This is a genomic window from Patulibacter defluvii (assembly GCF_034096925.1).
Classification (GTDB): domain Bacteria; phylum Actinomycetota; class Thermoleophilia; order Solirubrobacterales; family Solirubrobacteraceae; genus Patulibacter; species Patulibacter defluvii.
Map to the genome: position 1 here is coordinate 14096 of NZ_JAWZSQ010000011.1, position 21862 is coordinate 35957.

The 21862-nt window shown below is 74.8% G+C and carries 18 protein-coding genes; 11 read left to right on the forward strand and 7 right to left on the reverse strand.

The genetic code is table 11. From position 1 onward, the window contains the following. Window positions 1-10 precede the first annotated feature (10 nt). Window positions 11-325 (forward strand): rhodanese-like domain-containing protein, encoded by a 315-nt coding sequence (locus tag SH587_RS12770; RefSeq protein ID WP_320671006.1) that lies wholly within the window; start codon window positions 11-13, stop codon window positions 323-325. Between the two features lie 156 nt (window positions 326-481). Further along, window positions 482-1564, forward strand: coding sequence for a cellulase family glycosylhydrolase (locus tag SH587_RS12775; protein ID WP_320671007.1), 1083 nt, complete (start codon window positions 482-484; stop codon window positions 1562-1564). 47 nt (window positions 1565-1611) lie between these two features. Here SH587_RS12775 and SH587_RS12780 read toward each other — a convergent pair whose 3' ends face one another. Next, complete coding sequence (locus SH587_RS12780) at window positions 1612-1896, reverse strand: DUF4235 domain-containing protein (RefSeq protein WP_320671008.1); 285 nt, start codon at window positions 1894-1896, stop codon at window positions 1612-1614. Window positions 1897-1981: 85 nt separating this feature from the next. Between SH587_RS12780 and SH587_RS12785 the strand changes: the two genes are divergently transcribed. The 3 genes from SH587_RS12785 to pth are packed head-to-tail and all read left to right on the forward strand — an operon-like array spanning window position 1982 to window position 5345. Further along, window positions 1982-4036, forward strand: a complete 2055-nt coding sequence (locus SH587_RS12785; RefSeq protein WP_320671009.1) for a glycoside hydrolase family 2 protein — start codon at window positions 1982-1984, stop codon at window positions 4034-4036. A gap of 25 nt (window positions 4037-4061) precedes the next feature. Beyond that, the gene (locus SH587_RS12790) at window positions 4062-4724 is read left to right on the forward strand and encodes a 50S ribosomal protein L25 (protein ID WP_320671010.1); all 663 of its coding nucleotides are present in this window, start codon (window positions 4062-4064) and stop codon (window positions 4722-4724) included. A 42-nt stretch (window positions 4725-4766) separates the two neighbouring features. After that, window positions 4767-5345 (forward strand): aminoacyl-tRNA hydrolase, encoded by a 579-nt coding sequence (gene pth, locus SH587_RS12795; protein WP_320671011.1) that lies wholly within the window; start codon window positions 4767-4769, stop codon window positions 5343-5345. Window positions 5346-5362: 17 nt separating this feature from the next. Here the strand turns inward: pth and SH587_RS12800 are convergent, their stop codons facing one another. Next, window positions 5363-6199 (reverse strand): alpha/beta fold hydrolase, encoded by an 837-nt coding sequence (locus SH587_RS12800; protein ID WP_320671012.1) that lies wholly within the window; start codon window positions 6197-6199, stop codon window positions 5363-5365. A 231-nt stretch (window positions 6200-6430) separates the two neighbouring features. Here SH587_RS12800 and SH587_RS12805 point away from each other — a divergent pair, with 231 nt between their 5' ends. Further along, on the forward strand, window positions 6431-8131 hold the full coding sequence (locus SH587_RS12805; RefSeq protein ID WP_320671013.1) for an alpha/beta hydrolase: 1701 nt from the start codon (window positions 6431-6433) through the stop codon (window positions 8129-8131). Window positions 8132-8185: 54 nt separating this feature from the next. Here the strand turns inward: SH587_RS12805 and SH587_RS12810 are convergent, their stop codons facing one another. From SH587_RS12810 to SH587_RS12825, 4 genes are all read right to left on the reverse strand, one after another. Further along, complete coding sequence (locus SH587_RS12810) at window positions 8186-8398, reverse strand: hypothetical protein (RefSeq protein ID WP_320671014.1); 213 nt, start codon at window positions 8396-8398, stop codon at window positions 8186-8188. After that, a complete protein-coding gene (locus SH587_RS12815) occupies window positions 8395-8856 on the reverse strand; it encodes a hypothetical protein (RefSeq protein ID WP_320671015.1) in 462 nt (153 codons plus the stop codon). The genes SH587_RS12810 and SH587_RS12815 overlap by 4 nt, the downstream gene beginning before the upstream one ends. Before the next feature lie 109 nt (window positions 8857-8965). Next, a complete protein-coding gene (gene guaB / locus SH587_RS12820; RefSeq protein ID WP_320671016.1) occupies window positions 8966-10507 on the reverse strand; it encodes an IMP dehydrogenase in 1542 nt (513 codons plus the stop codon). Between the two features lie 150 nt (window positions 10508-10657). Beyond that, on the reverse strand, window positions 10658-13297 hold the full coding sequence (locus SH587_RS12825; RefSeq protein ID WP_320671017.1) for a helix-turn-helix transcriptional regulator: 2640 nt from the start codon (window positions 13295-13297) through the stop codon (window positions 10658-10660). A gap of 183 nt (window positions 13298-13480) precedes the next feature. On the opposite strand from SH587_RS12825, the gene mfd reads away from it, so the two are divergent. From mfd to mazG, 3 genes are all read left to right on the forward strand, one after another. After that, window positions 13481-16900 carry a transcription-repair coupling factor gene (gene mfd / locus SH587_RS12830; RefSeq protein ID WP_320671018.1) on the forward strand — a complete coding sequence of 1140 codons (3420 nt, stop codon included), beginning with the start codon at window positions 13481-13483 and terminating at the stop codon, window positions 16898-16900. A gap of 110 nt (window positions 16901-17010) precedes the next feature. Then, on the forward strand, window positions 17011-18207 hold the full coding sequence (locus SH587_RS12835) for a peptidyl-prolyl cis-trans isomerase (RefSeq protein WP_320671019.1): 1197 nt from the start codon (window positions 17011-17013) through the stop codon (window positions 18205-18207). Between the two features lie 60 nt (window positions 18208-18267). Continuing rightward, window positions 18268-19074 carry a nucleoside triphosphate pyrophosphohydrolase gene (mazG, locus tag SH587_RS12840; protein WP_320671020.1) on the forward strand — a complete coding sequence of 269 codons (807 nt, stop codon included), beginning with the start codon at window positions 18268-18270 and terminating at the stop codon, window positions 19072-19074. A 40-nt stretch (window positions 19075-19114) separates the two neighbouring features. On the opposite strand, the gene SH587_RS12845 is transcribed toward mazG, so the two are convergent. Beyond that, window positions 19115-19486, reverse strand: a complete 372-nt coding sequence (locus SH587_RS12845; RefSeq protein ID WP_320671021.1) for a peptidoglycan-binding domain-containing protein — start codon at window positions 19484-19486, stop codon at window positions 19115-19117. A gap of 153 nt (window positions 19487-19639) precedes the next feature. Between SH587_RS12845 and eno the strand changes: the two genes are divergently transcribed. After that, window positions 19640-20926 (forward strand): phosphopyruvate hydratase, encoded by a 1287-nt coding sequence (gene eno / locus SH587_RS12850; protein WP_320671022.1) that lies wholly within the window; start codon window positions 19640-19642, stop codon window positions 20924-20926. Between the two features lie 70 nt (window positions 20927-20996). Then, window positions 20997-21749 carry a DUF1707 SHOCT-like domain-containing protein gene (locus SH587_RS12855; protein ID WP_320671023.1) on the forward strand — a complete coding sequence of 251 codons (753 nt, stop codon included), beginning with the start codon at window positions 20997-20999 and terminating at the stop codon, window positions 21747-21749. Window positions 21750-21862: the final 113 nt, after the last annotated feature.

The window sequence follows — 21862 nt, forward strand, 5'->3', positions numbered from 1 at the left end:
GTCCGCGCCCGTGTCCACCACCGCCGTCCAGCTGCTGTCGGAACGGCTGGGCCTCAGCGACGAGGAGGTCCTGGCGGTGCTGGACGCCGATCCGCTGGCCGTGATCGGCGGCGAGCTGGAGCACAAGCCGCAGCTGCGGCTGCTGCTGGCCCTGACCGAGGAGCCGGCCGAGCAGGTCGGGGTGCCGACGCTGCGCCGCTGGCTGCGGACCGCCGGCCCCGACGGGCGCCCGATCGACCTGCTGACCGCCCGCCGCTTCGGCGCCTTCGAGGACGCGCTGGCGACGCTCCAGGCCCGTGGCCTGGTGATCCGGCGCGCCGACTGACGGGACCCTGCCATCATGGCGGCGTCACGACGCTGCGCGCGGTCGGCCCGGTCGGCCGGCTCCGGTCCGGCGTCCGGCGCGGTCCGTCCCAGGAACGGCCCGCTGGGTCGGCCGACTGCTCGCGCTCCGAAGTCCCGAACCGGAGGTTCCCCACCGATGACGTCCCCCACCACGAAGAGGCTCTCGGCCGGTGCGCTGCTGGCCGCCACCCTGCTCGCCGTCCCCGCGGCCGCCGACGCGGCGCCGCTCAAGGGTCTGCAGGACGACCCGATGGTCCTGTCCGACAACCCCGCGCTGCGGCAGGCGTTCTGGAACGACGCCAAGGCGGCGAAGGTCCGCACCGTCCGCGTGCTGGCCAAGTGGGACGGCAGCTCGACCGCCGTCGACGCGGCCCAGCTGGAGCGCCTGCGGCGGGCCGCCACCGAGGGCCGCGGCGTCGGCGCCAAGCTGCTGGTCGGCTCCTACGTCACCCTCGGCCGCGGCAAGAAGTCGGGCTACAAGGTGCCGGCGAAGACCCAGACCGCCTACGTCAGCTTCATGCAGTCGGTGGCCAAGGGCCTGGCCGACATCCCCGTCTCGGGCTACCTGAGCTTCAACGAGCCGAACTACAAGACGGCCTGGCCGACCGGCAGCAGCAACGCCCGCGCCTGGGTCGCGCTCAGCAACCGGGTCTACAAGGCGATCAAGCGCGTCGACCGCGACGGCAAGGTGCTCGTCGGCGAGCCGTCGCCGAACGTCCGCTCGTCGTTCGGCTCGGTCAACCCGGGCTCGTTCTTCCGCACGGCGCTCTGCCTGAAGAGCAACTACAAGCCGTCGTCGAACTCGAAGTCGTGCCGCACGAAGCTGCTCGGCGACGGCTTCACGATCCACACCTACGACTTCTCGCGCTCGCCGACCAAGGCGGTGGCGAACAAGGACCAGTGGGTGCACGGCAACCTGAAGACGACCGTCGACCAGATCAAGAAGCTGGCGCGCTCGGGCCGGCTGTCGAGCACGGCCGCGCGCAACATCCACATCTCGGAGTTCGCCTACCGCACGGAGGGCAAGTTCAAGACCTCCGACTCGCGCGCGGCGAGCTACCTGAAGGCGGCCTGGAAGACGGCCAAGAAGTACAAGATCAAGTCGTTCGTCTGGTACCAGCTGCGCGATCCCGCGGGCACCAGCGACTGGAAGTCCGGGCTGCAGACCTCCGACGGCGGGCTGCGCAAGACCTGGACGGCGTTCCGCGGCCTCAAGTAGGACCGCGGTCCCGGGGGCGGCGCCCGCGCGGCGCCGCCCGCTCGCCGCTACGCCTCGTCGGCCTGGTCGGCCCGCCGCTGACCGGGCCAGCGACCGAAGAGGTGCTCGAAGACGTGCATCCCGTAGCGGCCGACGGCGGCGCTGACGCCGGCGAAGACGCCGGCCTGGAGCGCGGTCGCGGCGACCGCGCGCGGACCGGAGTCCTCGCGGACCTTCGGATCGGGCGGCGGGTCGCCGTCGAGCGCCTGCCAGAGGCGATCGAAGAGGCCACCGGCCAGGCGCGACGCGATCACGCCGAGGAGCAGTGCGAACGGCTTGAAGAGCAGGCCCATCGCCCGCCAGCGTATCCGTCCCGGCGGCGGGCGCCCAGCGGGGAGCTGCCGCGCCGACCGCCGGCGGCCTGATAGAGAACGCGCGGTGCGCTCACGCCTGCTCGCGGCCCTGCTCCCCGTCCTGCTTTCGCTGGTGGCGCTGCCCTCGGCGGCCGGCGCCGCCGACCGGCCACGCGGATCGGCGGCGACGGCGCCGAGCAGCCAGCTGCGGGTCTTCGCCGGCCAGGACGACCGCTGGACCGTCGGCGGCCGCTGGCTGTTCCGCCGCGACCCGGGCGACGTCGGCCTGGCCCAGCACTGGGAGCGGCCCGGCAGCGCCGACGGCTGGACGGCGGGCACCGTCCCCAGCGTCTGGACCGCGCGCGACGACAGCAACGCCTCGCAGGTCGGCGGGGTCGCCTGGTACCGGCGCGAGCTGCGGCTGCCGCGGATCGCCTCGACCCGTGCGGGCGGCCGCTGGATCCTGCGCTTCGAGCGGACCTCGGTCGGCGCCACGGTCTGGGTCGGGGGACGGCTGGCCGGCCGCCACCGCGGCGCCTACGAGCCGTTCGAGGTCGACGTCCCCGAGCGTGCGATCCGCCGCGACGGGACCGTCACGGTGGTGGTCCGGACCGACAGCCGCCGGACGCCCTCCGACTTCCCGCCCGGCACGACCCTGAAGGACGGCACCGCCGGCGGCGGCTGGTGGAACGACGGCGGGATCCCGCGCGAGGTGGTGCTCCGCTACGTCGACCAGGTCGACCTGCGGGTCCAGGCCACGCCCGACCTGGCCTGCGCCAGCTGCTCCGGCACGGTCGAGGTGCGGGCCGCGCTGCGCAACGTCTCGCGGGTCACGCGGACCGTCGACGTGACCGCCCGGATCGCCGGCCGCGAGACGCCGATCGGGCGGATCAAGCTGCGCAAGGGCGGCCGCGGCGCGCTCCGCGCCACGGTCCGGGTGCCGAAGCCGATCGTCTGGTCGCCGACCCGCCCGCACCTGTACCGGATCGACGTCGACGCGACCCTCCGCGGGCGTCGCGGCAAGCCGCGGGTCGGCGACCGCCTGGCCCACTGGCGGGCCCGGACCGGGATCCGTTCGGTGCGGGTCAAGGGCGGCCGGTTGGAGCTGAACTTCCGGCCCGTCAACCTGCGCGGGGTCGGGCTGCACGAGGAGGACGCCAGCCGCAGCTCGGCGCTGACCGATCGCGGCCAGGACCTGCTGCTGGCCCAGGCTCGGGCGCTCGGCGGGTTGGTGATCCGCGGCCACTACCCGCTGCACCCGCGGATGCTGGAGGAGGCCGACCGGCTGGGGCTGCTGGTCTGGACCGAGATCCCCGTCTACCAGGTGCGGGCGAGCGAGCTCAAGAAGCGGGCGGTGCGGCTGGCCGCGCTCGACCTGCTGCGGACGACGATCGAGACCAACGCCCACCACCCGTCGGTCTTCACCTGGTCGATCGGCAACGAGTTGACGACCAACCCCGGCCCCTCGATCGTCCGCTACATCAAGACCGCCCGCGACGTCCGCGACGAGCTGGACCGGACCCGGCCGCTCGCCTACGCCCGCCAGGCCGGGGTCTCGCGCGGCTGCGTCGGCGCGTACGGGCGGCTCGACCTGCTGGGGCTGAACGACTACTTCGGCTGGTACGGCGGCCCGACCGACGCGCTCGCCGACCCGGCCAACCTCGGCCCGTTCCTCGACATGCTCCGCGCCTGCAACCCGAACGAGGCGTGGATGATCACCGAGACCGGCGCCGAGGCCAATCGCGACGGTCCGCTGGAGGAGCACGGCACCTACGCCTTCCAGAGCGCCTTCGCGGCCTACCACTTCGCCGTCTACCGCTCGCGACCGTGGCTCTCGGGGGCGATCTGGTGGGGACTGCGCGAGTTCCGGGTGCGGCCGAACTGGGCCGGCGGCAACCCGAAGCCGACGCCGCCGTGGCACGGCAAGGGCCTGCTCGGCAAGTTCGGCGACCGCAAGCCGGCCTGGCAGCTGCTGCACGACGAGTTCGCCGCGGTCGACCAGCTGGCCCCGGCGCCGACCGGTCCGGTGGCGATCCCGCCCTCGCCGCCCGGCGGCATCGCGCCGCCCGGGCCGGGGGAGGAGGGCGACGTGCCGACCGACCCGGCGGCCGACCCCGACCCGCCCGGCCCCACGGGCTGATCTTCGCTACCATCTCTCGCCGCTCATGGCAACGAACTCCTCTTCGCTCGCAGTCGAGTCCCGCGAGCCCCAGCACTCGCGCGACGCCCGTCGTACGCGCCGTGCCGGCCGCGTTCCCGGCGTGATCTACGGTGGCGATCAGGAGCCGCAGTCGATCGTCGTCGACGCGCGCTCGCTGCGCCACACGCTGGCCGCCGCCGGCGCCGTGATCGACCTCTCGATCGACGGCGGGTCGAGCCAGCCGGTCGTGCTGAAGGAGGCCCAGCGCCACCCGGTGCGGGGCGAGATCCTGCACGTCGACCTGCTCCGGGTCGACCTCAAGCAGGCGATCCAGCAGCCGGTCCCGCTCGAGCTGACCGACGTCGACGACGCGGTCGGCGTCCGCGAGGGCGGCGTCGTCGAGCACCTCGTCCGCGAGGTCACCGTCGAGGCGCTGCCGAACGAGATCCCCGAGTCGATCTCGCTCTCGATCCTCGAGCTGGGCATCGGCCACAACCTGACGCTGGCCGACGCGGACGTCCCGCAGGGCGTGACGCTGATCGACGACGCCGAGACGGTCGCCGTCAGCATCAGCGCGCCGCGCGTGATCGCCGCCGCCGGTGACGAGGGCGAGGACGGCGAGGCCGCGGGTGAGGAGTCCCCGGCCGAGGCCGGCGGCGACGCCGCCGACGAGTCCGCCGGCGAGTAGTCGCCGGCGCGACGCTCCGCTCTTCCGACGGCACCGCTCGCGATGGCCCTGCGCGGTGTCACGCCCGCCGACTGGCTGGTCGTCGGGCTCGGCAACCCCGGCGTGCGCTACGAGCGCACGCCGCACAACGTCGGCTTCCTGGTCGCCCGCGAGCTGGCCGACCGCTGGAGCCTGGGCCGCGCCCGGTCGCGCTTCCGCGGCCAGCTGCACGAGGGCCGCGCCGGCGTCGGCGGCCCGCGGGTGGCGGTGCTGCTGCCCCAGACCTTCATGAACGAGTCCGGCGAGTCGGCCGGTCCCGCCCGCGGCCAGCTGAAGGTGCCGCTGGAGCGGGTGCTCGTGCTCCACGACGAGATCGACCTGCCGTTCGGCGAGATCCGCACCCGCCTCGGCGGCGGGCTGGCGGGCCACAACGGCCTCAAGTCGCTCAAGCGCAGCCTCGGCGACCCCGGCTTCGCGCGGGTCCGGATCGGCGTCGGACGGCCCGCCTCGACCGACCCGGAGATCGTCTCCGCCCACGTCCTCGGCGCCTGGCGGCAGTCGGCCGACGAGGTCGGTGCGCTGGTCGACGACGCCGCCCGCGCGGCCGAGGCGATCATCCTCGGCGAGCGCGACCTGGCCTGAGCGCGGATCCCGGCGGGTCAGCCGGGGTGGGCGGCCAGGTGCTCCAGCAGCAGGCCGTTGAGCTGCTCCGGCGCCTGCTCGGGCACCCAGTGGGTGATCCCGTCGAGCACCGCCAGCCGGTAGGGGCCGGTCACCTGCTCGGCCACCGCCTCGGCGGCCGCCCGCCCGAAGGCCAGGTCCTCGCTGCCCCAGACGAACAGCGTCGGCGTGGTGACGGGGCCGGAGGGCCCGCCGAGCGGCAGCGCCCGGTACCAGCGCAGCGCGGCCTCCATCGCCCCCGGCGCGGCCAGCCGCGCGACGTGGGCGTCGGCCTGGTCGTGGGGGACCACGCCCTGGAACATCGCCCGCTGGCGGCGGCCGTCGTGCTCGCGCAGCAGCGCCGCGGCGTCGTCGCGGGCCATGAAGGCCATGTAGCCCAGCCGCTCGCGCTGGCCGGGGTCGCGCTCGACGGCCAGCGCCCAGACGTCGGGGTGGGGGACGGAGATCGCCGTCAGCGTCCGCAGCCGGTCGGGAGCGGTGATCGCCACGTCCCAGGCGGCGACCGCGCCCCAGTCGTGGCCGACCAGGTCGGCCCGCTCCCAGCCGAGCGCGTCGAGCACCGCGACCACGTCGGCCGCCACCACCGGCCGCGCGTACTGCTCGACCGGGTCCGGCCGCAAGCCCGGCGAGTAGCCGCGCTGGTCGACGGCGACGGCGCGGTAGCCGAACGCGGCCAGCGCCTCGAGCTGCCGGTCCCACTCGCGCGAGCACTGCGGGAAGCCGTGCAGCAGCAGCACGCGGCGGCCGTCGGCAGGCCCGGCGGCGAGCGCGTCGAGGGTCCCGGCGGGGGTGGCGATCGTCAGCGGCTCGGCCATCCCCGCCATCCTCGCGGGTCGCCCGGACCGGCGCCGCAGCCAGCCCCGGCGGGCGGCCGCGCAATCGCTCCCACGGCGGGGCGCGCCGCTGGTACGTTCGCCTTACCAAGGGCCGTCGCGTGGCGGTCCTGCCCCCAGTCCCATCCCGGTGGCTCCGTCGCCGCCGCTGCGCCCGCCGCTCGCCGGAGGACGCCGTGCGGCCGCGTCCGCCTCGATCAGGAGATCCCCCAGATGTCCCCTTCCCGTCGCGGGCGACCGCGATCGTTCGCGCCCGTCCGCCGGGCGCTGCTGCTGCTGGCCGCCGTCCTGCTGCTGGCACCGGCCGCGGCCGACGCCCGTCCCGGACGCCCCGGTCCGCCCGAGCTGCAGGTGCCGCAGCGCTACCTGACCCAGTCGATCGGCTGGGTCGCCTGTTCCAGCGCCGTCCCCGACCTGCGCTGCGCGCGGGTCACCGTGCCCCGCGACTGGGCCCGTCCCGACGGCGGGTCCGACATCCAGATCGCGATCTCGCTGCTGCCGACCACCGGCGCCGGCGCCAAGCGCGGGATGGTCACCTTCAACCCCGGCGGCCCCGGCGCGGCCGGGCTCGGGATGCCGATCGGCACCGGCCTCGTCCACCCCGAGCTGCGCGACCGCTACGACCTGGTCGGCTTCGACCCGCGCGGGATGGGGTCGTCGCGGCCGACCGTCGCCTGCCAGACCGAGGACGAGTACCGGGCCTTCTTCGGCCTCGACGGCCGCGACCGCTCGCCGGCGAACATCGCCCGCACGCTGCGGCTCTCGGACGAGACGGCGGCCAACTGCGCGGCCCGGACCGGCGCCCTCCAGCCCTACGTCACCACCTGGCAGACGGTCCGCGACATGGAGTTCATGCGCCAGCTGCTCGACGAGCCGCGGATGAGCTACATCGGCTACTCGGCCGGGACCTGGCTCGGCGCCCACTACGTGCAGACGTTCCCGCAGCACGCCGACCGCTTCGTGCTCGACTCGAACGTCGACTTCACCCGTCCGTGGTCGGAGAACGGCAACCTCCAGCCGCTCGGCTTCGAGCGCCGCTTCCGCGAGGACTTCCTGCCCTGGGTGGCCCGCTACGACGACCGCTACCACCTCGGCACCAGCGCCGAGGCCGCCCGCCAGCGCTACGAGGCTCGCCGCCGCGCGCTCCAGCAGGCGCCGCTCGAGATCGCCGGCGTGACGATCGGTCCGGCCGACTACGACAACGGGATCGTCGGGGTGATGTACAGCAAGAGCGGGTTCCCGATCCTGGCCCAGGCGCTGGCCGCGATCGAGCATCCGGACGACCTGACCGCCGACGACGAGGCGGCCGTGCAGGCGGTCTTCGGGGCGTTCTTCGACGCCACCCTCTACGCCGGCTACTTCACGATCACCTGCGGCGACACGCCGTGGTCGCGCGACCCGTCCGACCTGGTGCGGCTGTCTGAGCGGCTCGGCCGCCGCTACCCGCTGCTCGGCTACACCTGGGCGGCCAACCCGTGCCCGTTCTGGCGCCAGCCCTACGGGCGGATGCAGCGGCTCGACGGCCGCGGCGTCCCGCCGACGCTGATGGTCAACTCGACCCACGACCCGGCGACGCCGTACGAGGGCGCGGTCGCCGCCCACCGGCGGTTCCGCGGCTCGCGGTTCGTGACCGTCGCCGACGAGGGCGACCACGGGATCTACGGCGACAACCCGTGCGTCGACGCGATCGCGCTGCGGTTCCTGCTCGACGGGACGCTGCCGCGGCGCGACGTGGTCTGCCCGGGCCAGCCGCTGCCCGACCCGGAGCCGGAGGCGGTCGCCCCGCAGGCGAAGCGGGCGCCGGAGTCGGTGGCCGCCGTCGCCGAGCGGCTGCGTGAGCGGACCGAGTCGCCGACCGCCCGCGAGGACCGGCTGGGTCGCGAGGTCGGGCGTCAGCTCGACGCGACCCGCTGACGGGGGAGGGGCCGGCCGCGGCGCGCGTCCGCGGCCGGCCCCGGTGCCCGCCGGTCAGCGGCGGCGCGCCGCCCGCCGCTTGACGACCAGGGCGGCGATCGCGATCGCGGTCAGGTAGGCGATCGGCCGCCAGGGACGGACCTCCAGCTGGCCGTCGCCGGTCAGCAGCACATAGGCGACCGCCGCCAGCCCGAGCAGGGCGAGCACGAAGCCGACGTAGTACCCGCCGTAGCCGCCGCCGATCCGGCGCTGACGGTGGATCGTCATGCCGCCACCGCCGCCCGCGCCGCCGCGACGACCCGCTCGCCGAGCCGGCCGTCGGGCAGCTGGATCTGGACGTGCTCGCCCTCGGCCGGCGCGTCGATCGTCAGCTTGATCCCGTGGAAGACCGGCTCGGTCGCCAGCGCGATCTCGGACAGCCGCCAGACGGCCAGCTCCTTGACCGCCTTCGGGGCCTTCACGTTCCAGTTCATCTTCGGCATCGCCAGCACGTGCAGCGTCTCGTCGGTGACCGCGACCAGGAAGATCTGCGGCAGCCCGGCGGCGCGGCGCTTGCCGCGGTAGGCCTGGACCATCCCGGCGGCGCCGCTCAGCTGGCCGAGCGCCAGCGACGACCAGCCCATCGTCCGCGTGCCCTGCGCGCAGGCGGTCACCGGCCGGCCCAGGAAGTCGGCCGCGGCCCGGTCCCAGCGCTCGGCCCAGGTCTGCTCGTCGCCCATGATCATCGTGCTCGTCCCCTTCGGATGGTCGCCTCGTTCGAGGGGACAACGACGAGCGGGGCCGCGACTTACGCGTCCCCGTGAATCAGTCTCGGGCGGCCCGGCCGCCCGCGGCTCAGCGCGGGCGGGTGGTGTAGTTCGGCGCCTCGACCGTCATCTGGATGTCGTGGGCGTGGCTCTCCTTCAGCCCCGCCGTGGTGATCCGGACGAACTGGCCGTGCTGCTGGAGGTCGGCGACCGTCGCCGACCCGGTGTAGCCCATCGAGGCCCGCAGGCCGCCGATCAGCTGGTGGGCGACGGCCTGCAGCGGCCCGCGGTAGGGCACCTGGCCCTCGACGCCCTCCGGCACCAGCTTGTCGTCGCCGGAGACGGTGTCCTGGAAGTAGCGGTCCTTCGAGAACGACTGGCGGCCCTGCATCGCGCCGAGCGAGCCCATCCCGCGGTAGCTCTTGAACTGCTTGCCGTTGATGAAGACCAGCTCGCCGGGCGACTCCTCGCAACCGGCCAGCAGCGAGCCGAGCATCACCGACGAGGCGCCGGCGGCCAGCGCCTTGGCGATGTCGCCGGAGAACTGGAGGCCGCCGTCGCCGATCACCGGGACGCCGGCCGGGCGGGCCGCCTTGGCCGCCTCGAAGATCGCCGAGACCTGGGGTACGCCGACGCCGGCGACGATCCGGGTGGTGCAGATCGAGCCCGGCCCGACGCCGACCTTGACCGCGTCGGCCCCGGCGTCGATCAGCGCCTGGGCGCCGCCCTGGGTGGCGACGTTGCCGCCGATCACGTCGACCGAGGTCTCGCGCTTGACCCGGGCGACCGTGTCGAGCACGCCGCGCTGGTGGCCGTGGGCGGTGTCGACGATCAGCACGTCGACCCCGGCGTCGACCAGCGCGTGGGCCCGCTCGCGGCTGTCGGCGCCGACCCCGACCGCGGCCCCGACCAGCAGCCGGCCCGCGGCGTCCTTCGAGGCGTCGGGGTACTTCTCGGTCTTGGTGAAGTCCTTGAGCGTGATCAGGCCGGCCAGCCGCCCGTCGCCGTCGACCAGCGGCAGCTTCTCGATCTTGTGCTCGCGCAGGATCCGCATCGCCTCGTCGGGCGAGATCCCCGGCGCGGCGGTCACCAGCGGCATCGGGGTCATCACCGACCGCAGCGGCGCGTCGTGGTCGGACTCGAAGCGGATGTCGCGGTTGGTGACGATCCCGAGCAGCCGGCCGTCCTCGTCGCAGACCGGCAGGCCGCCGATCCCGTAGCGGCCCATCACGGCGTCGGCGTCGTGGATCGTGGCGTCCGGGCCGATCGTGACCGGGTGCCGGATCATCCCGGCCTCCGAGCGCTTGACCGTGTCGACCTGGGCCGCCTGCTCCTCGATCGACTGGTTGCGGTGGAGGATCCCGATCCCGCCCTGGCGGGCCATCGCGACCGCCATCCGCGCCTCGGTGACCGTGTCCATCGCCGCCGACAGCAGCGGCACCTTCAGCTGGATGTTGCGCGTCAGCCAGGTGCCGGTGCCGACCTCGTTCGGCAGCACCTCCGACGGTCCCGGCAGCAGCAGGACGTCGTCGTAGGTCAGCCCCTCGAGCACGAACTTGTCGCTGGCCGCGAGCGCGTCGACGGCGGGAGCGGTGGCCGGGGCGGCGGTGGGGTTGGTCACGTTCGGCATGGCGGCAGGGTGGGTCGGCGACGGGCGAGCCGGCCGTCCACCCTCCGGAGCGCGAGCCAGAAGGGTGACGTCCGTCGATAGACGGTATCGCGCGCGGGGGCGGAGCTTGGGTGACACGGCTCCGGAGTCCCGCTGATCGGCGGATCCGGGCTAGCGCTCGTCGCCGAGGGCGCCGGCCCGGCGGGCGGCCAGCTCGGTCCGCGAGCGGACGCCGAGCTTGCGGTACGCCATCCGCAGGTGGTGCTCGACCGTCCGTGGCGAGAGGAACAGCTCGGCCGCGACCTCGCGGTTGGTGCGGCCGGCGGCGACCAGGTCGCAGACGGCCCGCTCGCGCGCGGTCAGCTCGTCGTCGCCGGCCGCCGGACCGTCGCCGGTGGCGGCCAGCTCGGCGGCGGCACGGGCGGCCCAGCTGGCGGCGCCGATCGAGCGGAAGCCCTCGTGCGCCTCGCGCAGCACCTCGCGGGCCTGGGCCCGCCGGCGGCTCCGCCGCAGCCGCTCGCCGAGCGCCAGCCGGGTGCGGGCGGCCTCGAACGGCATCGCCGGGTCGGCGTGGGCGGCCAGCGCCTCGGCCAGCCGCTCGCCGATCTGCTGCTCGGGACCGAGCAGCCCGCGGCCGCGGGCGACCGCCGCCCGCGCCCAGGCGCCGCCGGTGCGGGCCCCGTCGACCTCGAGCGCGGCCAGCACCGTCGCCGCCTCCTGCGGGCGGCCGCTGCGGACCAGCGCCTCGAGCAGGTCGGCGGGGGTGAAGAAGAACGCCGGGTCGCGGCTGCCGAGCCGGTCGGCGTGGGCGAGCGAGCGGCGCAGGTGCTCGACCGCCCCGGCGGCGTCGCCCTGGCCGAGCCGCAGGTGCCCGAGCGCCTGCTCCGCGCAGGCCAGCGAGACGGCCAGGTCGTAGGCCTCGCCGAGCACCAGCAGCCGACCGGCCGCGCGCCGGCACAGCTCCTCGTCGCCGCGGTGGCTGGCCGTCATCGCGACCGCGCCGAGCGCCAGCGTCAGGGCGAAGGTCCCGAGCCCGGCGTCGGCGATCTCCAGCGCCTCGTCGGCCAGGTCGCGGGCCTCGTCGAGCCGGCCGAGCCGGATGCAGAGCGTCGCCAGCACGGCCAGCGGCGGCGCCAGCGGGGTCGCCGCGCCGCTCGCCCGTCCGGCCTCGACCAGCCGCGTCAGCAGCGCCCAGGCGGCGTCGTGGTCGCCGAGCCAGAGCCGTCCGAGGCCGGCGATCGTCACCACCTCGTGGCCGGGCGCGGTCGCGTCCCAGGCCCGCAGGCCGGCGTCGTAGCGGTCGAGCAGCGCACGGCCGCGGGCGTGCTCCCCGAGCGACACCAGCACCTCGGCGCCGAGCACCGCCGGGATCGCGTCCATCCCCGGCGGGGCCAGCCGCTGGGCCCGCTGCGCGATCTCGCCCAGCCGCGCCAGCGGTCCCGGGCCCATCAGCGCGATGCAGGCCTGGGTCAGCAGCGCCGAGGCCCGCGCCGGGTCGGCCGGCTCGATCGCGTCGGCCTCGGCCTCGAGCAGCGCGACCGCCGCCGCCGGCCGGCCGGTCTGGGCGATCGCGATCCCGCGCAGCAGCTGGAGGTCGGCGCGGGCCAGCGGATCGGCCGCTCCCGGCAGCAGGTCGTCGAGCAGCGCGTGGGCGCGACCGGGGCGGCCGGAGAGGATCGCCGTCGCCGCCGCCCCCAGCGACCGCGCGCGGGCCTGCTCGGGATCGGGGGTCATCCGCGCCGCCCGCTCCAGCACCGCCGCGGCCGTGCCGGGGGCGCCCTGGGCGCGGGCCTGCTCGGCCAGCTCGACCAGCCGCGCGGCCAGCTGCTCGTCGGGCCCGGGGGCGGCGAGCGCCAGCTGCCACGAGCGCTCCGGCTCGTCGACGGCGGCGGCGATCGCGCGGTGCGCGGCGCGCCGCTCCGAGGGCGCGGCCGCGTGGTAGATGGCTGATCGGACCAGCGGATGGACGAACCGGACCCCGCCGTCGAGCCGCACCAGGTCGGCGTCCTCGGCCGGCTCCAGCGCGTCGACCACCAGCGCGGCGGGGGCGCCGGCGGCGGCCCGCAGCAGCGCCGCGCGGGTCGCGTGCGGCAGCGCCGCCACCCGCGCCGCGTAGGCCGCCCGCAGCTGGTCGCCGACCGGCAGCGGGTCGGGCAGCAGCCGGCGGCCGGCCCGTTGACTGGGGGAGAGCGAGCGCGGCGCCTCGACCAGCGCCAGCGCGTTGCCGCCGACCGCGTCGACCAGCGCCTCGGCGACCGCCGGCGCCAGGCCGCCATCGCGGGCCAGCGCCAGCGCGCTCTCGCGCGGGAGGTCGCCGAGCGCGAGCGTCTCCGCCGCCGGCCACGGGTCGGGCGCCTCGCCGCGCTGCGACCAGACCGCGATCACCGCGATCCGCAGCCGCGACGCGCGCCGGGCCAGGAACGCGACCGCCGCCCGCGACGACGGGTCGAGCCACTGGAGGTCGTCGACCAGCAGCACCAGCGGGGCGGCCGCGGCGATCCGGGCGGCGACCTCGCGCAGCAGGATCACCGGATCGGCGCCGTCGGCCGGGGCGATCCCGCCCAGCGGCTGCAGCAGCTCGTCGAGCCCGGCCAGCGGCAGCTCGGCCTCCGACTCGACCCCGGTCGCCCGCAGCACGGGCAGGTCGTCGGGGACCGCGGCGGCCAGCAGCGCGCTCTTGCCGACTCCCGGTGGGCCCTCGATCCGCAGCGCCGCGCCGGAGCCCGTGCGGACGGCGTCGACCGCCGCTCGGGCACGAGCGATCTCGGCGGACCGGCCGATCAACGGCCGGCGGGGGGCGTCCGCACGCATCTGCCCGCGGGACCCTACCGGCGCCGCCGCGCGCAATCGCGGCGAGGGCCCCCCGCGACGGGCCGCCGGAGCCGAGGCCGTACACTCGATCGGCTGTCCGCCGGACGCCGCCCGACCGCCCGTCCGCCACCGCGACGCGCCGTCCCCGCGCGCCGCCCGCCCACCTCCTCACGCCTCGCCTGCATGTCCTCCCTGCGCCCGCTGCTCCGCCACCTCGCCGACGAGCCGACCGGCGCCCGGATCGCCCGTCAGGGCGGCCGCGCGTTCGTCTCGACCGCGCTGCGGCCGTACGCGATCGCGGCCGCGCTCGACGGGGTCGACGGGGCGATCGGCCTCGGCCGGCCGGCGCTGGTGGTGGCCGGCGACGACAAGCAGGCGCGCGAGCTGGCCCGCGACCTGCGCGCCTGGCTGCACCCGCGGCCGGTCCGCTTCTACCCCTCGCGCGGCGTCGCCTACGAGTCGCACCTGGCCCCGCCGCCGCACCTGGTCGGCCAGCGGGTCGCCGCGCTCGACGCCCTACTCGCTCACGAGGACGGCAGCGCCACCGACGAGCCGCCGGTGGTCGTCGCCTCGGCGGTCGCGCTCTCGGAGACCGTCCCCGACCCGGCCCTGCGGCCGCACGGCTTCTCGCTCGCGGTCGGCGACCTGCTCGACCTCGACGAGTGCGCCCGCGACCTCCTCAGCGCCGGCTACGAGCGGGTCGACCAGGTCGCCGACCGCGGCCAGTTCGCGATCCGCGGCGGGATCCTCGACGTCTTCCCCGGGACCGAGGACAACCCGGTCCGGATCGACCTCTTCGACGTCGAGGTCGAGTCGATCCGGGCCTTCTCCGTCTTCACCCAGCGCTCGCTCGACGAGCTGCGCGAGGTCTTCGTGGCGCCCGCCGCCGAGCTGGCCGCGGAGCACCGCGAGTCGGCCGAGATCGCCTCGCTGCTGGCCGAGCGCGACGACGACCAGCGGGTCGACGTCGCCGAGCTGTTGCCGGTCGACCGCTTCGGCCCGTTCCTGGGTCTGGTCCCGGACGACGCCGTCGTGGTGCTGGCCGCCGACGAGGAGCTGGAGCCCGCCCTCCGCGACCAGTGGGAGGATGTCTGCGCCGCCTTCCACGACCAGGACGCCGGCCACCTCTACGTCAAGCCGGACGACGTCCTCGAGGAGCTGGAGCGGCGGGCCGAGCTGCGGATCAACAGCCTGCTCCAGGACCAGGAGCTGCAGCTTCACGCGCAGTCGGGCGACCTCTCGGCGCGCAACCTGACCGCGGCCGAGACCGAGCTCGAGAAGCTGCTCCGCTCCGGCTACCGGACCGTCGTCACCTGGCGCCGGCAGGGCGACGGCGACCGCGCCGCCTACAACCTCAGCCGCGTCCGCGCCCAGTGGGTCGGGGAGGGCACCGGTGCCGCCTCGGACGGCTTCGACGCCAGCCGCGCCGGCTTCGTCGTCGCCGACCTCCGCCACGGCTTCATCGCCCCCGGCCTGCAGCTGGCGGTGCTGCCCGACCACCGGCTGCTGCGGCGGCGCAAGAGCGAGTCCGAGGACGAGCAGCGGCGCCGGACCGGCCGCCGCGGCGCCCTGCGCAGCTTCGCCGACCTCCGGACCGGCGACTTCGTCGTCCACGAGGACCACGGGATCGCCCGCTTCGACGGCTTCGACACCAAGACCGTCGCCGGCGTCACCCGCGACTACCTGAAGCTCCAGTACGCGGGCGAGGACAAGGTCTTCGTCCCCGTCGACCAGCTGGCGAAGATCACCCGCTACGTCTCGGGCGGGACCACGCCGACGCTCTCGAAGCTCGGCGGCAAGGGCTGGGAGGCGATCAAGACCCGCGCCCGCAAGGCCGCCCACGAGATGGCCGGCGAGCTGCTCAACCTCTACGCCGAGCGCCGCCGGCGGCGCGGCCACTCGTTCCCGGCCGACGGCGAGCTGGTCGAGGAGTTCGAGGCCAAGTTCCCCTACAAGGAGACGGCCGACCAGCTCGACGCGATCGACGCGGTCAAGGCCGACATGGAGTCGGAGCGGCCGATGGACCGGCTGATCTGCGGCGACGTCGGCTTCGGCAAGACCGAGGTCGCGCTGCGGGCGGCGGTCAAGTCGGCCGCCGACGGCAAGCAGGTGCTGATCCTGGCCCCGACGACGATCCTCGCCCAGCAGCACTACGGCACCTTCGCCGAGCGGCTGCGCGACCTGCCGATCACCGTCGACCACGTCTCGCGCTTCCGGGCCGCGGCCGAGCAGCGCGAGGTCGTCGCCGCCTTCAACGCCGGCCAGGTCGACGTCCTGATCGGCACCCACCGGATCCTCGGCCGCGACGTCCGCGGCAAGGACCTGGGCCTGATCGTCGTCGACGAGGAGCAGCGGTTCGGCGTCAAGCAGAAGGAGCTGCTGCGGCAGCTGAAGCTGAAGGTCGACGTGATCGCGATGTCGGCCACGCCGATCCCGCGCACGCTCCAGATGTCGCTGGCCGGGCTCCGCGACATCTCCACGATCGAGACCCCGCCCGAGGGCCGGCGGCCGGTCAAGACCTACGTCGGCGAGTACGACGACCAGCTGGTCCGCCAGTCGCTGCTGCGCGAGAAGGCCCGCGGCGGCCAGTCGTTCTTCCTCCACAACCGGGTCGAGACGATCGACGAGACGGCGGCGCGGCTGCGCGGGCTCTGCCCCGACCTCGACTTCGAGGTCGCCCACGGGCAGATGACCGACCAGCAGCTGGAGGACCACATGATGCGGTTCCTCCGCGGCGAGGCCGACGTGCTGGTCTCGACCTCGATCATCGAGTCGGGGATCGACATCCCGCAGGCCAACACGCTGATCGTCGACCGCAGCGACCTCTTCGGCCTCAGCCAGCTCTACCAGATCCGCGGCCGCGTCGGCCGTGGCAAGGAGCGCGGCTACGCCTACCTGCTCTACCCCTCGGCGGCGGCGCTGACCGAGGACGCGATGCACCGGCTGACGGCGCTCGCCGACCACACCGAGCTCGGCTCCGGCTTCCAGATCGCGATGCGCGACCTGGAGCTGCGCGGGGCCGGCAACCTGCTCGGCGACGAGCAGTCGGGCCACGTCGCGGCGCTCGGCTTCGAGCTCTACCTGTCGATGCTGGAGGAGGCCGTGGCCGAGCGCGAGGGCGGCGGGGACGACGAGGGCGACCGCGAGCCGGTCCGGCTCGACGCCCAGGTCACCGCCTACGTGCCGGCCGACTACGTCCCCTACGAGCAGGCGAAGGTCGAGCTGCACCGGCGGATCGCCGGCGCCCGCGACGTCGCCGAGCTGGAGGAGCTGCGGAGCGAGCTGGAGGACCGCTTCGGCGCCCCGCCCGAGCCGCTCCAGAACCTCGTGGAGCTGCAGCGGGCCCGGATCCGCTTCGGCGAGGCCGGCTGCCGCGTGGTCTCGCTGCGCGGCACCAAGCTGACCGCGAGTCCGGTCGAGCTGGACGCCGACGGCGTCGCCCGCCTGCAGGAGGAGTGGGGCGGCCGCGGCGGGCTCCGCTACGAGGGCGGTCGCTCGCAGGTGACGGTGGTCGTTCCGCGCGACGGCTTCCAGCGGCTGGAGACGGTCGTCGCCGCCGCCGAGGCGGTCCGCGCGGCGGCGCTCAGCACCGCCCCGGCCTAGTCTCGGGGGCGACCGCGCCAATCGTCAGTGCTGGTCGGCGGGCGCGCATGTGTCTGGTGTCCTACCGACCGTAAAGACGCCCCTTATCCGCGCCCGCTAGGCTGCCGCGGATGCTGCGCCACACCCGAACCACCTTGGCCGCCTGCGCCGTCGGGATCCCGGTCGCTGTCGTCCTCGCCGGGTGCGGCGGCGGACTGTCGGCCGATGCCGTCGCGAAGATCGACGGCAAGGAGATCACGAAAGCTCAGTACGACAAGAGCTTCAAGTACGCGACCTACAAGGCGAACACCGCCCAGGTCCTCGCGGGCAAGAACCCGAAGATGATCGTGCCGGACGCGCCGAACTTCACCAACTGCATCAAGCAGTTGAAGGCGCAGACGCCGAAGCCGCCGAAGGGGCAGCCGGCGCCGACCGACGCGCAGTTCAAGGCGAACTGCAAGAACGGCTACGACCAGATCAAGCAGATGGCGATCTTCGATCCGCTCCTGAGCGAGGTGCTCCGCAAGGAGGCCGAGGAGAACGACGTCAAGATCTCCCAGGCCGAGCTGGACAAGGGCTGGGCGAACTACCTGGCCCAGCCGACCGCGATCGGCGGCAAGCAGAACCTGGCCAAGTTCACCAAGCTGACCGGCCTCGGTGAGGACGTCCTGCGGCAGGACCAGCGCAACCAGCTGATCCTCCAGAAGCTGCAGACGAAGATCACCAAGGAGAACGGCAAGGTCACGGACAAGGACGTCCAGGACTACTACAACAAGAACAAGGCCCAGTTCACGCAGCCGGAGACCCGCGGCCTGCACGTGGTCCTGACCAAGACCGAGGCGAAGGCGAAGGCCGCGAAGGCCGAGCTGGAGAAGGGCGCCGCGTTCGCGAAGGTCGCCAAGAAGTACTCGGTCGACCAGGTCACCCGCAACGCCGGCGGCAAGCTCTCGGGCGTCGCCAAGGGCCAGCAGGAGCGCGGCCTGGAGAACGCCGCCTTCGGGGCCAAGAAGGACGAGCTGGTCGGCCCGGTCAAGACCGAGTCCGGCTGGTACGTGGTCCGCGTCGACAACATCACGCCGGCCAAGACCACGCCCTTCGACAAGGTCAAGGACATGCTGAAGCAGCAGGTCACGGCCCAGAAGCAGCAGACCGCCTTCACCGACTGGCAGAAGAAGGTCATCAAGGACTGGCAGAAGAAGACGGAGTGCCGCAAGGGCTACGACGCCCAGTTCTGCAAGGGCTACAAGGAGCCGAAGCCGCAGACGCCCGCCGGTGGCGGCGCGGGCGGGGCCGGCGCGCCGCAGCAGGCGCCCCCGACCGGCGGCTGATCGACCGCTCCACCGCGCGGCCGGTCAGCACCGGCCGCGCGGGCAGGTACCGTCCGGGGCGTGTCCCGTGACGAGATTCCCCAGGCCCTCGGCGCCCTCGACGACCTCACCCGTCGGCTCCGCGTCGAGTGCCCCTGGGACCGCGAGCAGGACGAGCGCACGATCGTCCCGCACACGCTGGAGGAGGCCTACGAGCTGGCCGACGCGGCCCACCAGGGCGACGACGGCAAGCTGCTCGACGAGCTCGGCGACGTGCTCTTCCAGGTCCACTTCCTCTCGCTGCTGCTCGAGGAGCGCGGCGCCGGCGACCTCGCGCAGGTGGCCGAGCACTGCCGCCAGAAGCTGATCAGCCGCCACCCGCACGTCTTCGGCGACGTCGAGGTCGCCGACGCGGCCGAGGTGCTGCGCAACTGGGACGCGATCAAGCAGGACGAGCCCGGCCGCGAGCGCGGGATCTTCGGCGAGGTCCCCGACAACCTGCCGTCGCTGCTGTTCGCCCGCAAGGTCCAGCGGCGGGCGGCGTCGAGCGGCTTCGACCCGGCCGACACCGACGAGGCGCTGGACGCCGCCCGGGCCCAGCTCGACGCGCTCGACGGCGCGCTGCGCCACGGCGGCCGGCCGGAGGCGTTCGCCGCGATCGGCGACGCGCTGTTCGCGCTGGTCAACGTCGCGCGCAAGGTCAAGGCCGATCCCGAGATCGCGCTCCGCTCCTCCAGCGCCCGCTTCCGCGAGCGGGTCCTGACCGCCGAGCGGCTGGCCGGCGAGGAGGGCCACCGCTGGGCGGAGCTGGAGGAGGACGACCGGCTGGCATACTACGCGCGGGCGGTGCTGGCCGAGCAGCAGGGCGGGTCGGCGGGGGCGGGCTGAGGCGGGGTCGCGGGGGTCGCGGCCGGCCCGCCGGCGGGCTTCAGGCGGCCAGCCGCAGCGGCGGGGCGGCGGCCGGGCGGCCGGCGGTCCGCGTCAGCAGCAGGTCGACCGTGCGAGCCCCGGCGACGCCGTCGTCGGGCAGCTCGTTGATCCGCTGGAAGGCGGCGACGGCGGCGGCCGTCGGGCGGTCCCAGCGGCCGCTGACGGCGGCCGGGTCGAGCAGGCCGACGGCGACCAGCATCCGCTGGACGTCGACCGCCTGACCCACCGGGACGACGTCGCTCGCCTCGTCGGCCGCCCAGAGGACGGCGGCGGCCCGCCGAAGGCCGGCAGCGAGGCCACGGTCGCGACGGGGGAGATCGCGGTCGGGCTGGGGGAGGAGCTGCAGGGGGCGGGCGGTCAGGGCGGTCATCGTCTCGGTGGGTCGGGGCGGTGGAACCATCCTGGCGCGGCGGACGGGCGCCGACCATGGGGGATTCCCCCGGACCGACCCCCGGGGTGGCCCGGGGTGCCCCGGGTGGCGGCACCGCGTCCGGCGCCGGTCTGCGGCAGACTTCCGGGCTCTATGAGCCAGATCGAGAGCGTCCACGGTCGTCAGATCCTCGACAGCCGGGGCAACCCGACCGTCGAGGTCGAGGTGACGCTGGCGTCGGGAGCCAGCGGCCGCGCGGCGGTGCCGTCGGGCGCCTCGACCGGCGAGTTCGAGGCGACCGAGCTGCGCGACGGCGGCGACGCCTACCTCGGCAAGGGCGTCACCCAGGCGGTCGCCAACGTCAACGGCGAGATCGCCGCCGCGGCCACGGGCCGCGACGCGGGCGACCAGGCCGGGCTCGACCAGGCGCTGATCGACCTCGACGGCACGCCGAACAAGTCGCGGCTGGGCGCGAACGCGATCCTCGGCGTCTCGCTGGCCGTGGCGCGCGCCGCGGCGGCCGACGCCGGCCAGCCGCTCTGGAAGTTCCTCACCGTCGAGGGCGTCGAGGGCGCGGGCACCACGCTGCCGGTGCCGATGATGAACGTCCTCAACGGCGGCGCCCACGCCGACAACTCCGTCGACTTCCAGGAGTTCATGGTCGTCCCGGTCGGGGCGAAGAGCTTCAGCGAGGGCCTGCGGACCGGCGCCGAGGTCTTCCACAACCTCAAGAAGCTGCTCCACGACCGCGGCCTGGCCACCGCCGTCGGCGACGAGGGCGGCTTCGCGCCGAACCTCTCCTCGAACGAGGAGGCGCTGCAGGTGCTGGTCGACGGGATCGAGAAGGCCGGCTACCGGCCCGGCGACGACGTCGCGATCGCGCTCGACCCGGCGACCTCGGAGATCTTCGAGGACGGGTCGTACGTCCTCGAGCACGAGAACCGCAGCCTCAGCGCCGCCGAGCTGGCCGACTACTGGGCCGACAAGGCGGGCAAGTACCCGATCCTGTCGATCGAGGACGGCATGAACGAGGAGGACTGGGACGGCTGGAAGCTGCTGACCGACCGGATCGGCACCACCGTCCAGCTGGTCGGCGACGACCTCTTCGTCACCAACCCGGCCCGCCTGACCCGCGGGATCGAGGCCGGCGTCGGCAACTCGATCCTGATCAAGGTCAACCAGATCGGGACCCTGTCGGAGACCTTCGAGGCGATCCGGATCGCCCGCGAGGCCGGCTACACCGCCGTCATGTCGCACCGCTCGGGCGAGACCGAGGACACGACGATCGCCGACCTCGCCGTCGCCACCGGCTGCGGGCAGATCAAGACCGGCGCCCCGTCGCGCTCGGACCGGGTGGCGAAGTACAACCAGCTGCTCCGGATCGAGGAGGCGCTCGGCGCCGCCGCGGTCTACCCGGGCCGCAGCGTCTTCCGCTCCTAGCCTCGGCGGGAGTGGCGGCCTCCGCCGTTCGGCGGAGGCCATGGCGGGGATCCGCCGGTAGCCTGGCGGCATGACCGACGAGGCGCGTGCGGCGGGGTCCGACGACGAGCGGCTGCCCGCCGTCGCCGCGGGCCTGGCCGCGGACGCGAGCGGCGCGACCGCCGGTGGACCACCGGCGCTGCGGGCCTCCGATCGCGAGCGCGAGCGCGCGGCCGAGCTGCTGCGGCACGCGATGGGCGAGGGCCGGCTGACGGTCGACGAGCTCGACGAGCGGTTGACGTCGACCTTCGGTGCCCGCACGCGCGACGAGCTGGAGCGGCTGCTGGCCGACGTGCTGGTGCCGGCCGACGGTCCGCATCCGCTCGACGTCGCGCCCAGCACCCGCAGCCCGCTGCCCGTCCGTCCGGGTGCCCAGGACGAGCACGTGCGGATCTGGGCGGTGATGGGCGGCAGCGAGCGCTCGGGCCGCTGGCGGGTGCCGCGGCGGGTCAGCGTGGTCAACGTGATGGGCGGCAGCTCGCTCGACCTCAGCCAGGCCGAGCTGGCGGGCCACGTGGTCGAGATCACGGTCGTCTCGTTGATGGGCGGCACCGACGTCCGGATCCCGGAGGGCGTCAACGTCGAGGTCTCCGAGACCTCGGTGATGGGCGGCAACGACGTCCACCAGGCGGCGGCGCCGGCGCCGCCCGAGGCGCCGGTGGTGCGCCTGCGGCTGATCTCGATCATGGGCGGCAACAGCGTCCTGCGGGGGCCGAAGAAGCGCCGCCGTTGGGGGCGTGCGGTCGACCGCGGCGACGACGAGCCGCGACGGCTCGAGCCCTGAGGTCGTGCCCCGGAACGCCCGTGGGGAACGGGTGTTCGGGGGTTCTGCAACGGATCTTGCGCCCCGTCCGGCGGGATCGCTGCAAGCCACCGTGCGGCGCGAGGAGCCGGTCC

Coding starts and splice junctions, on each gene's coding strand:
- SH587_RS12810 (WP_320671014.1), bottom strand. CDS start 8,398: ATGACGATCCACCGTCAGCGCCGGATCGGCGGCGGCTACGGCGGGTAC.
- SH587_RS12815 (WP_320671015.1), bottom strand. CDS start 8,856: ATGATCATGGGCGACGAGCAGACCTGGGCCGAGCGCTGGGACCGGGCC.
- guaB (WP_320671016.1), bottom strand. CDS start 10,507: ATGCCGAACGTGACCAACCCCACCGCCGCCCCGGCCACCGCTCCCGCC.
- pth (WP_320671011.1), top strand. CDS start 4,767: ATGGCCCTGCGCGGTGTCACGCCCGCCGACTGGCTGGTCGTCGGGCTC.
- SH587_RS12835 (WP_320671019.1), top strand. CDS start 17,011: ATGCTGCGCCACACCCGAACCACCTTGGCCGCCTGCGCCGTCGGGATC.
- SH587_RS12825 (WP_320671017.1), bottom strand. CDS start 13,297: ATGCGTGCGGACGCCCCCCGCCGGCCGTTGATCGGCCGGTCCGCCGAG.
- mfd (WP_320671018.1), top strand. CDS start 13,481: ATGTCCTCCCTGCGCCCGCTGCTCCGCCACCTCGCCGACGAGCCGACC.
- SH587_RS12780 (WP_320671008.1), bottom strand. CDS start 1,896: ATGGGCCTGCTCTTCAAGCCGTTCGCACTGCTCCTCGGCGTGATCGCG.
- eno (WP_320671022.1), top strand. CDS start 19,640: ATGAGCCAGATCGAGAGCGTCCACGGTCGTCAGATCCTCGACAGCCGG.
- SH587_RS12805 (WP_320671013.1), top strand. CDS start 6,431: ATGTCCCCTTCCCGTCGCGGGCGACCGCGATCGTTCGCGCCCGTCCGC.
- SH587_RS12775 (WP_320671007.1), top strand. CDS start 482: ATGACGTCCCCCACCACGAAGAGGCTCTCGGCCGGTGCGCTGCTGGCC.
- SH587_RS12790 (WP_320671010.1), top strand. CDS start 4,062: ATGGCAACGAACTCCTCTTCGCTCGCAGTCGAGTCCCGCGAGCCCCAG.
- SH587_RS12855 (WP_320671023.1), top strand. CDS start 20,997: ATGACCGACGAGGCGCGTGCGGCGGGGTCCGACGACGAGCGGCTGCCC.
- SH587_RS12800 (WP_320671012.1), bottom strand. CDS start 6,199: ATGGCCGAGCCGCTGACGATCGCCACCCCCGCCGGGACCCTCGACGCG.
- SH587_RS12845 (WP_320671021.1), bottom strand. CDS start 19,486: ATGACCGCCCTGACCGCCCGCCCCCTGCAGCTCCTCCCCCAGCCCGAC.